This is a genomic window from Candidatus Halocynthiibacter alkanivorans (assembly GCF_003333265.1).
Taxonomy (GTDB): Bacteria; Pseudomonadota; Alphaproteobacteria; order Rhodobacterales; family Rhodobacteraceae; genus Halocyntiibacter_A; species Halocyntiibacter_A alkanivorans.
The window spans coordinates 1-10,671 of the sequence record NZ_QOLB01000033.1; the positions used below are offsets into that span (position 1 = coordinate 1).

7 protein-coding genes and 1 tRNA gene are annotated in these 10,671 nt (G+C 56.5%); 4 read left to right on the plus strand and 4 right to left on the minus strand.

Translation table 11 applies throughout. The features are described from left to right. Positions 1-135: 135 nt before the first annotated feature. Positions 136-3,093, plus strand: a complete 2,958-nt coding sequence (locus tag DWA01_RS02310; RefSeq protein WP_160115943.1) for a helicase-related protein — start codon at positions 136-138, stop codon at positions 3,091-3,093. Continuing rightward, entirely contained in the window at positions 3,083-4,954 is a 1,872-nt protein-coding gene (gene drmB, locus DWA01_RS02315; protein WP_235008399.1) for a DrmB family protein, read from the plus strand. The genes DWA01_RS02310 and drmB overlap by 11 nt, the downstream gene beginning before the upstream one ends. 895 nt (positions 4,955-5,849) lie before the next feature. Here drmB and DWA01_RS02320 read toward each other — a convergent pair. Together DWA01_RS02320 and DWA01_RS02325 are read right to left on the minus strand one after the other, a co-directional pair. Next, positions 5,850-5,925 (minus strand) — tRNA-Ala (locus DWA01_RS02320). Between the two features lie 92 nt (positions 5,926-6,017). Next, on the minus strand, positions 6,018-6,335 hold the full coding sequence (locus tag DWA01_RS02325) for a TIGR02300 family protein (RefSeq protein ID WP_114284039.1): 318 nt from the start codon (positions 6,333-6,335) through the stop codon (positions 6,018-6,020). A 168-nt stretch (positions 6,336-6,503) separates the two neighbouring features. Here DWA01_RS02325 and DWA01_RS02330 point away from each other — a divergent pair, with 168 nt between their 5' ends. Together DWA01_RS02330 and DWA01_RS02335 are read left to right on the plus strand one after the other, a co-directional pair. Further along, positions 6,504-7,193 (plus strand): M48 family metallopeptidase, encoded by a 690-nt coding sequence (locus DWA01_RS02330; RefSeq protein ID WP_114284040.1) that lies wholly within the window; start codon positions 6,504-6,506, stop codon positions 7,191-7,193. 31 nt (positions 7,194-7,224) lie between these two features. Further along, the gene (locus DWA01_RS02335) at positions 7,225-7,878 is read left to right on the plus strand and encodes a GntR family transcriptional regulator (protein ID WP_114284043.1); all 654 of its coding nucleotides are present in this window, start codon (positions 7,225-7,227) and stop codon (positions 7,876-7,878) included. A gap of 96 nt (positions 7,879-7,974) precedes the next feature. On the opposite strand, the gene lpdA is transcribed toward DWA01_RS02335, so the two are convergent. Then, positions 7,975-9,363: a dihydrolipoyl dehydrogenase gene (gene lpdA / locus DWA01_RS02340; protein WP_114284041.1), complete on the minus strand. Its 1,389-nt coding sequence runs from the start codon at positions 9,361-9,363 to the stop codon at positions 7,975-7,977. Between the two features lie 502 nt (positions 9,364-9,865). Beyond that, positions 9,866-10,671 (minus strand): 2-oxoglutarate dehydrogenase complex dihydrolipoyllysine-residue succinyltransferase (gene odhB / locus DWA01_RS02350; protein WP_114284044.1); only part of this gene is annotated, 806 nt, incomplete at its 5' end.

The window sequence follows — 10,671 nt, forward strand, 5'->3', positions numbered from 1 at the left end:
TTCCGGTACATCAATGGGTTCTATAACCCTCGACGGCGGCATTCATCGCTTGGTGGAAAAAGCCCCTTGGCCTTCGAACGAAAGGCCGCCTAACATGAGATGAGAGACCGGAACTTTTGCGCGGCAAGTCCAGCAATGGGCCTGACATTCAGAGTTCCGGCAGGAACCGTGCTGAACTGCAGGATCCGCGCAGCAACCTACCGTTCAGAACCGGGCCCAAATGGAGATCGTCGTACGCGGTTTGTGCGCGAGCCAATCGACGAACTCGTCAAAGTTGAGACAACTCAGGTTGGCATCCTGAAACCCATTCCAATTTCCACAACTCGCGGGAAACTCTCATTTGAGCTCATAATTCGAAAGAAAGCCGACGGTCTAATTGTCTCAGCAATGCTGGTGAATGCGGCCTCCAGCAGCGAAAGGTCTGCAAGGTATGACGCTTGCTTTTTTCAATTAGAGCTCGAAGTGCGTTCAGCAGATGGAACTCTGGTTTTCGAGCCTATTGATCGCGAAGATGGCGGTATAAGCGACGACGAACTTGAACAGCTCGAGTTACTCTATCGGCATCGCCGAGCCTTCGCGCTGGGACATGGGGTTGCAGCTGATTGGAGCCGAGAAGAACGGTTTGCACGTGAAGGGCGCTGCGACATGATATGTACAGCGTCAATTCCGCAATATGAGGTTCAACCAGTCGATCCGAGATCAAAGTATTACCGGGATGACTCTGATTTCAATTTGTCCATGGGTTTCCTGTACAGCGGCGGCGATGCGGCCGATCCCGAGACTGCGATCCGGAATGTCCTTTCGACTTTGGTGGACGACTATGCAGCTTGGATTGAGGACCGGGCGAATGACGCAATCCCTGACCGGTCGCGTCGTGCTTCGGACCGTAATATCAAAAACTGTCAAACCTGCCTTGATCGCATGCGCGACGGGATTGAACTGCTGAAAAAGAACCAAGAAGCAATGGTCGCGTTCCGCTTGATGAACCGTGCAATGTTCACACAACAACAACGCTCTCGCTTGAAACCAAGAAAGCTCGGCGACGCTGCAGTTAAACAGGTAGATTCGGGCATAGAGAACAAGTGGCGGGCATTCCAGCTCGGCTTCATCTTGATGAATCTGGCATCGATGACCAACCCGGAGCATACAGACCGAAAACTTGTTGAATTGATTTGGTTTCCGACTGGCGGAGGCAAGACCGAGGCCTATTTGGGGCTCGCGGCCTTTAGCATTCTAATGCGTCGCCTGCGAAACGAGGGTGGTGGCACCACCGTCTTGATGCGCTACACGCTTCGCTTGCTGACGCGTCAACAGTTCGACCGAGCCTCTGCTCTGACCTTTGCCCTGGAGCAGCTCAGACGCGAAGGTGCGATGGGGCAGGACTTGGGGGATGAGCCAATTAGCATCGGGATGTGGGTTGGCACAAGCCTCACTCCTAATCGCCGGAAGGATGCTTGCACAAAGCTTAAAAGTCTGAAGACAAAGCCATATCAATCAAACCCGTTCCAGATCCTGCATTGTCCATGGTGCCGAACTGATCTCACTGAAAACAACTTTCAGGGCTACAGGCAAGTGGTTAACAAGGTTGGCGAAAAGACTGTTTGCTTCCAGTGCCTTGAGCCAAGCTGTGAGTTTCACGACAAGAATTTGCCTATTTTTGTGATTGACGACGATATCTACGATACACCACCCACACTTGTCATCGGCACGGTCGATAAGTTCGCCCAACTGGCTTGGGAGGACCGCACACGCAACCTCTTCGGAGGCGATGACGGCGTTGCGCCATCTCTAATCATCCAAGATGAGTTACATCTTATTTCTGGACCACTTGGTACAATGGTCGGTCTTTATGAGACGCTGATCGACAAACTATGTTCCCGCGGTGGGATTGCACCTAAGATCGTCGCATCGACGGCCACCATTCGCAGGGCTGCGGACCAATGTCTTGCCCTCTACAATCGGCCTGCCTTTGAGTATCCTCCGCAAGGAAATCGCGCCAACGACAGCTACTTCGCACAGCAAAATGACCACGCACCAGGTCGACTGTATGTCGGCTTTCTAGGAAGCGCTCTAACTTCGCATCAAACTGCTTTGGTTCGAGTAACTGGGCCACTGCTGCAATTCCCGAACAGGTTTGACCCCAGCAACGAAGACATGGCTACTCTTCTCAACCCCTATGGCACGTTGGTTTGGTACTTCAACACCCTGCGCGAACTTGGGCACGCAGCGACACTGTGCGTTGGCGACATTCCAGAATACCTTAAGCAGCTTTGTGGCCTTGAGAACATCGAAGCTAAGGATCGCCGAATGCTCGATGAGCCCGCCGAACTGACCAGCCGACGCCAAGCTGAAGAAATTCCCAAAATTCTCGATCAGCTGGCTATAGATTGGCGACGCGGTCAGAGAAATCCAGCACCAGTAGATATCCTGCTTGCGACAAATATGATCGCCGTCGGTGTAGATATCGATCGGCTCGGGCTTATGCTCGTCAACGGCCAACCTAAGGGGACGTCGGAGTACATTCAGGCCACTTCCCGAGTTGGGCGTAAATATCCTGGTTTGGTGGTCGTTGCATATACTCAGACGAAAAACCGTGATCGATCCCACTACGAGCGGTTCGTTGGTTATCATCAGAGTCTCTACCGTTATGTTGAGCCAACGAGTGTGACGCCGTTCTCACCGCAAGCCCGGAGTCGCGGAATGAGGGGCCTTTTGGTTGCTGTCGCCCGGCATTTGTGTGGTTTTGATAGTCCAAAAGATATTCATAATACCACCAAAGCCGCACAACTAGATCTTGAACTGCACCAGATTCTCGATCGTATCAAAGATATTGACTTCGACGAACGCGATGATGCTGAGCAAGAACTGCAGGGGTGGCTTAGCGATTGGCACCAATATGCGCCTACGGCATGGGGGAAAATGGCAGGAAAGGTCGAAGAGGCATCACTAATGGTGCCCTTCGGGGCTCAAATCGATGACCCGCTTTTGCAGGCCGCTTGGCCAGTTATGACCTCAATGAGAAATGTGGACGGTAGTAGTTCCGCCCGCGTACTTTCAATTTACAACGATCTGGACCAGTACGATGGCGAATAACGAATTTAGGACATCTCAGGGCATCGTTCCTTTCGGGGTTGGCGCTATAGTCGATTTTTTGGATGACACACTCATGATGGCCGGATTGGACGTTTGGCCCGCAGCCCAACCCGGCGTAGCGCTTCAACTTGAGAAATCCACGAAGGTGGTCGACAGCAGGCTTGCCCAACGCCTGAGCGCTGAAGTTGGACGCAAAATCACACATTTCTATACACCTGCGCTTGCTCCAGAGCTCAAAAAGCATGGCTCTGCGGCTCAAGAAGATCGTGCGCCAATGCCCTTCGTTCGGTTCCCCCGCTTGCACTACTGTCCTCGGTGCAGACGAATGAAAGAGCTCGATTGGAATACCCTTCCAACTGACAACAACATGCGATGCAGCAATGGAGAGCGGCTTGCAGCTGGCAAAGGCAAGACTTGTGCCGAGCTTTATGAAAAGTTTCGACCACGTCTAGTCCCAGTTCGTTTCATCGTTGCATGTGAAAGCGGACATGTCTTTGACTTCCCTTGGGAACGCTGGGTCCATGGCGGGCACAAATGCGGAGATGGATCGACCGAGCTGTACTTTACTTCCACTACGCAACCCGGCACGGCTGGTATCCGTATCGTCTGCAGGACATGCGGAGAACGGAGGTCAATGGTAGGCGCGTTCAATCGTGCTACGCTTGCGGATGTACTAGTTGAAGGGTGTCCCGGCGAAAGGCCTTGGCTCGGACCAGACGGCAAGGAAGGTTGTCAACACAGCGCTATGCAAACTATCCAGCGTGGCGCATCCAATGCGTATTTTGCAAAAGTGGCAAAATCGATCCTCATCCCGCCACATTCACAGCGGATCATGAAGGTTCTTTCCGAGAAGGGAGTCTACAACATCCTGGAAGCGCTCTTGCCCGATCCACCCAAGACGACCTTGGAATATTTAGCCAAGGAAAATGGGGTTGAGCCGAGCGAATTACTAAAAGGCGCACTTGCGCTGCAAGATGGAGCGTCTGTCGCAGGCGCAGTAACAGAAACCACATTCCGTCGGGCCGAATACGATGCGTTCACCGGGCACAGGCCAGCTCGCGTGGATCGGGAGGACTTTGACCTGCGGCCAGTGGATCTTGGTGACTACGGTCAATGGTTCGAAAATCACTTTGACGCCGTTTCACTTGTAACTAGGCTACGAGAAACTCGCGTCCTACAAGGTTTTACCCGGTTGCTCCCACCGGAAGCAAATAGCGATGGCCTTGCATCTTTGTCTCTCGCGGAGCCAAACTGGTTGCCTGGCGTCTCAGTCCGAGGTGAAGGCATTTTCTTGCGTTTTCGAAAGGATCGGATTGAAGAATGGGCTGTGCGTGCCGCCGTTCAGGGGCGATTTGGCCTACTTCGTTCTGCCCACAACCTAGTCGAAGCTGGGATGCAGAGAGTCGACTTAGAGGGCGGTGCAATCAAAGTTCTGTTGCATAGCTTTGCGCATCTACTAATCCGACAGCTAGCTTACGATTCCGGCTACGATAGCTCAAGCATCAGCGAACGCATCTACGCATCAAACGGGCCCGACGGCATGGCAGGCGTGTTGCTTTACACGGCAAGCGGAGACTCAGAAGGTACGCTTGGTGGTCTCGTCAGACAGGGCAGACCTCAATACCTGCCATCGACAATCAAAGCGGCTTTGGAGAACGGGCGTTATTGCTCCTCTGATCCCCTATGCATCGAAAGCACCGGACAAGGGTTGAATTCGCTGAACTTGGCGGCTTGCCATGCTTGTTCGCTGTTACCCGAAACTAGCTGCGAGATGTCGAACATGCTGCTCGACCGTGCGTTGATTGTTGGCCATCCAGATAGCACTGAATTAGCCTATTTCGGGGTAAACCAAATGGAATGAGACTATTCTCTATTTTGGGAAGCATGCAGGGTTTTTGTAATTCACCGTAGGTGAGTACTTCCCTCCGCGATCGGTACAACCAAGTAAGACTTGCGTCGATTTACTGGCCTCGGGTCACAGCGCCAGGACCGCCATACAGCCCCGCCCAGCGCAATCAAACGACCAGAGAGCCCCTCAAGCCTGAACCGCCCAGGCGGCACTGGCGGGCGCCCGTATCGAACCATGCTGCTGCTCAAAACCTTGATTGCTTACTGCCGTTTATGCCGTCTGAGGTTTTACTGCAGCTCGAAACACAATTTCGGCTGAATAAAATAATTGGTATTTCGTGTCGAATTTTGGGAGCAATTGGTTCGTGGGTACCGGGTAGCCGAATTTTGCCCGATCCGCAGCCCAGATTTCTTTCTCCAAACTTTTCACAAGCGCACGAATGCGCAGATAGTCGACCTCGTAGATAATGTTCGGGGGGATTACCTTCCGCCTGGAATATGGGATCTCGTTTTAAGGACGGTGACTCTCTCAGAGTTTTCAAAGACTACTTCTCTGAAGACATCAACTTGGCATCGGCACTTTGATCGCTGTTGACCGGCAGCCGTTGGCAACGGGATACAGAAAAATATACAGCAACTGCCTACAACCAGAGTTCTTCTCAAGCCGCAGCCATACTCGGAGAATGATTTATCGACAGTGGGGATAACGCCGCAGATACTTCGCACCTGCAGAGAAAATGCAGCAGTAAAGGAAGTCTTGCAGATTCATGCGGTCCGATTTCGGTTCAATGAGAAACCAAAACTATACGATTGTTGACTGGTAGTGAAACAAGGTGGGGGGCAATGGGGGAAAGAGTAGTCTGACGTTGTATTAACTTGCCTACTATCAAATGCTTAGTAGAAAGTGATGGTGGAGCCTAGGGGGATCGAACCCCTGACCTCCTGCATGCCATGCAGGCGCTCTCCCAGCTGAGCTAAGGCCCCATCATTTTGCGGGGGCGGCGACTGCCGCCTTGCCCGCGCTTTTTATGGTCGCCGGTGGGGGAGTTCAAGCGAAAAATCCACCACCGGAGAAATTATTCGTTGTCGTCGTTCGCAGCAACATCGGCCAGCTCATCCAGCGGCACGGTGTCTTCTTCTTCGTCGTCGTCGAGCAGATCGTCATCCAGCTCCACATCGGACGTATCATCATCGTCCAGCAGATCTTCATTCTCGTCGGTCTGATCTTCTTCTTTGGGTTTTTTGGTCTCGATCACAACATGGGATTTGTTGTTGGCATCAAAAGCCACCACTTCGCCGGTATAGGGGCTGACGATGGGGGTGCGGCCAAGATCGTAAAAGCGTTTGCCGGTGGTCGGGCAGAGACGTTTAACGCCCCATTCTTCATTGGGCATAAGATACCCCTTTCATTATCCAGAGTCGTGGAATTCAACGCGGGGTGCCACAATGTAGCCCTTGTGTCAAAGGCTTTTGGTCAATTTGGCCTTCCGGGGCGCGGGGGGTGGCAATTGGGTGCCTGAACACCGTAATCTGGCCGCAATCGGGCAAAGGCAGTGCAACAGATGGCAGAGATGATTCTGGCGGGCAATCCGCCCTATGAGGTGGCGTTGCGCCGCTCAGGGCGCTGCCGGCGGCTGTCGCTGCGGGTGTCGCGGCTGGATGGAAAAGTGACGCTGAGCCTGCCCCGGTGGACGCCGGAAACGGAGGCGCGTGCTTTTCTGCGCGATCAGGACGGCTGGATCCGCAAACATCTGGCGGACAGTCCCGGGGCAGTGGTGCCGGGGTTTGGCGGCCGCATGGTGTTTCGCGGCGAAGACTGCCCGATCGTGCCGGGGCGGGGCCGGGTGGTGCGCTATGTGAACGGAGAGCTCCACGTGCCTGGAGACCCGGAACTGGTGGCGATCCGTCTGCAAGCCTGGCTGAAACTTCAGGCCCGCGAAGTACTGACGGAAGCGGTGGAGTATTACAGCGAAGAGCTGGGGCGCAGTTATGGCCGGCTCAGCCTGCGCGACACCCGTTCGCGCTGGGGCTCCTGCACCTCAGAGGGCAATCTGATGCTGTCCTGGCGGCTGGTGATGGCGCCGGCAGACGTGTCGGATTATGTCGCGGCGCATGAGGTGGCCCATCTGGCGCAGATGAACCATTCACCCCGGTTCTGGGCGGTGGTGGAGCAATTGTATCCGCAGTATCAACCGGCGCGGCAGTGGCTGCGTGACCAGGGGCAGACGCTGCACCGCTACCGCTTTGATTGACAGCGGCGGCGATGTGATCACATATGGCGCTATGTTGAACCAGTCCCGTCCCGCAGAATTCACCACCCTCTCAGCCCATGAACGGGTCTATCGCAGCCTGCGCACCAAAATCATGCATGGCGAGTTCCTGCCCGGCGCCGCGCTGACCCTGCGTGGCATCGGCAAAACCTATGGTGTCTCAATGACACCGGCGCGCGAGGCGGTGCGCCGGCTGGCGGCCGAGGGCGCGCTGACGGTGTCCTCCTCGGGCCGGGTGTCGACGCCGGAGCTGAGCAATGACCGCATCGAAGAACTGGCCTCGATCCGGGCGCTGATGGAGCCGGAGCTGGCCAGCCGGGCGTTGCCACGCGCCCACATGGCGCTGATTGAGCGGCTGCAGGTGATCAATGTCAGCATCGCTGAGATCGTCGCCAAACATGATGATGTCGGCTATATCCGCGCCAATCTGGAATTCCACCGTCAGCTCTATCTGCGTGCCCAGGCACCGGCCATGCTGGCGCTGGCAGAGACGGTCTGGCTGCAGCTGGGCCCCACCATGCGCAAGCTGTATTCCCGGCTGAACCGGGCTGAAGTGCCGCGCAATCACAGGCTGATTGTCGCCGCGTTGCAGGCGGGTGACGAGCCGGGGCTGCGGCTGGCGGTGCGCAGTGATGTGACCCAGGGCCTGCGCATGTTGCAGATCTGATCCACAAAGGTCCGCGCAGCCCTGTTGTTCTTTTTGGTCGAAATATCCCCGGGGGTGCGGGGGCAGGCAGCCCCCGCGTCTTTTCCAATTGGGAAATCAGGCGTGGATGGCGCCGTCACCACAGGCGAGAGCCGCTTCACGCACCGCTTCTGAATAGGTCGGATGGGCATGGCAGGTCAGCGCGATATCCTGCGCCGAGGCGCCAAACTCCATCGCCACACAGATCTCGTGAATCATGTCGCCAGCACCGGGGCCAATGATGGAACAGCCCAGAATCCGGTCGGTTTCTTTGTCCACGATCAGTTTTACGAACCCTTCGCCCTGGTGCACCGTTTTGGCACGCGCGTTGCCCATGAACATAAACTTGCCGGTTTTCACCTTGCGGCCGGCGGCTTTGAGATCAGCTTCCGTTTGACCCACGGTGGCGACTTCGGGCGTGGTATAGACCACGCCGGGGATGACGCCGTAGTTCACGTGACCCTTTTTGCCGGCCAGCACCTCAGCCACCGCCATGCCTTCGTCTTCGGCTTTGTGGGCCAGCATCGGGCCGTCAATGGCGTCGCCGATGGCATAAATGCCTTTCACACTGGTGGCCCAGTGGGCGTCGGTGGCGATCTGGCCGCGCTCAGACAGTTTCACCCCAAGCGCGTCAAGGCCAAGCCCGTCAGTGAACGGTTTGCGCCCGGTGGCAACCAGCACCACATCGGCGTCCAGCACTTCCTCAGAGCCGGTTTTCTTCAGGGTGTATTTCACCTTGGCTTTGGTTTTTGTGGTTTCAACACCGGAGACCGCAGCGCCCATGATGAATTTCATGCCCTGTTTCTCGAGGATGCGTTTAAAGCTGCGCTGCACGTCTTTGTCCATGCCGGGGCAGACCGCATCGAGGTATTCCACCACGGTGACGTCAGAGCCAAGACGGGCGTAGACAGACCCCAGTTCCAGACCGATCACACCGGCACCGATCACGGTCAGTTTTTTCGGAATTTTGGCCAGCTCCAGCGCGCCGGTGGAGGTGACGACAATTTTTTCGTCGACCTCAACGCCAGGCAGGCTGGAGGGCACCGAGCCCGAGGCGATGACGATGTTTTTGGCCTCATGGACCTCATCACCGACCTTGACCTTGCCGGCCTCTGGGATAGTGCCCCAGCCGCGCAGCCAGTCGATTTTGTTCTTTTTGAACAGGAACTCAATGCCGGTGGTGTTCTGGCCGATGGTTTCATCCTTGTAGGATTTCATCTGCTCCCAGTCGACGGAAGGGCTTTTGCCCTTCAGCCCCATGGCGGCGAAATTATGCTCGGCTTCATGCAGCATATGGGAGGCGTGCAGCAGCGCTTTGGAGGGGATGCAGCCCACATTCAGGCAAGTGCCACCCAGGGTGTCGCGGCCTTCTACCACGGCCGTTTTCAGCCCCAGCTGAGCGCAGCGGATGGCGGAGACATAGCCACCTGGGCCGGCCCCGATGATGATGACGTCATATTGAGCCATGTGTGTGTTCCTTTTGTCAGCGGGGGCGCGGGCAATGGGCCGCGGCCTCCCCCGGGATATGTTGTGAAAGAAAAAGCCTCAGGGCAAAGCGGTGTTCAGCGTACAGAGGGGCATGTATTGCGCGACGGGCGCAGCAAGAGATCCGTCAAAACCGGCGGTGGAAGCGACAAAGGCAGCGGCGGCTGCAACGGAGGGCATATCAGCGGGTCTCATGGTCGGGCCAGCACCATGCTGTCGCGGCTGGCGCAGGTAATTTCTCCGGCCCGTTCTGACCTGGTTGCTGTGGTCAGCACCTGCCAGCGGCCTGGCACAAAACAAATTCGCACAGGTTGCGCCGCCCGGGGCGGCACCGCGCGTGGGGCCAGTCCGATCGGCCAGGTCACATCTCCGTGGCGACCAGCCGCCAAGGCAGGACAGAGTTTCGGTTTCCAGGCAGGCCATAATATACGCCGTTGGGGAATGAAGCGCCCCCGCTGCGGCTGCGGCGGAGGCGTTGAAAAAGTTACAGATCCATCAGCAGGCGGCGCGGATCTTCCAGCGCCTCTTTGACCCGTACGAGGAAGGTCACAGCGCCTTTGCCATCCACAATGCGGTGATCATAGCTCAGCGCCAGATACATCATCGGACGGATCACCACCTGGCCGTTAATTGCCATCGGGCGGTCCTGGATTTTATGCATGCCAAGAATGCCGGACTGGGGCGGGTTGAGGATCGGGCTCGACATCAGAGAGCCGTAGACACCGCCGTTGGAGATGGTGAAGGTGCCGCCCTGCATTTCGGCCATCGACAGTTTGCCGTCCCGGGCGCGGGCGCCTTTTTCGGCGATGGCTTTTTCAATCCCGGCAAAGGACAGCGCATCCGCATCGCGGATCACTGGTACAACCAGGCCGGTGGGGGTGCCGGCGGCGATGCCCATATGGACGAAGTTTTTATAGACCACATCCGTGCCGTCGATTTCGGCGTTGACCTCGGGCACTTCGTGCAGTGCGTGGATGCAGGCTTTGGTGAAGAAGGACATGAAGCCAAGTTTGACCCCATGTTTCTTCAGGAACAGGTCTTTGTACTGGCTGCGCAGCGCCATCACCTCGGTCATGTCCACCTCATTATAGGTGGTGAGCATGGCGGCAGTGTTCTGGCTTTCTTTCAGGCGCCGGGCGATGGTCTGACGCAGGCGGGTCATTTTCACCCGTTCTTCGCGTGCCGCATCGCTGGCGGGAACCGGGGCGCGCGGCGCCGGCGCTGAGGGGGCTGGAGCAACAGGAGCGGGCGCCGGGGCGGCCGGGGCGGGCGCCGGGGCGATCACAGCGC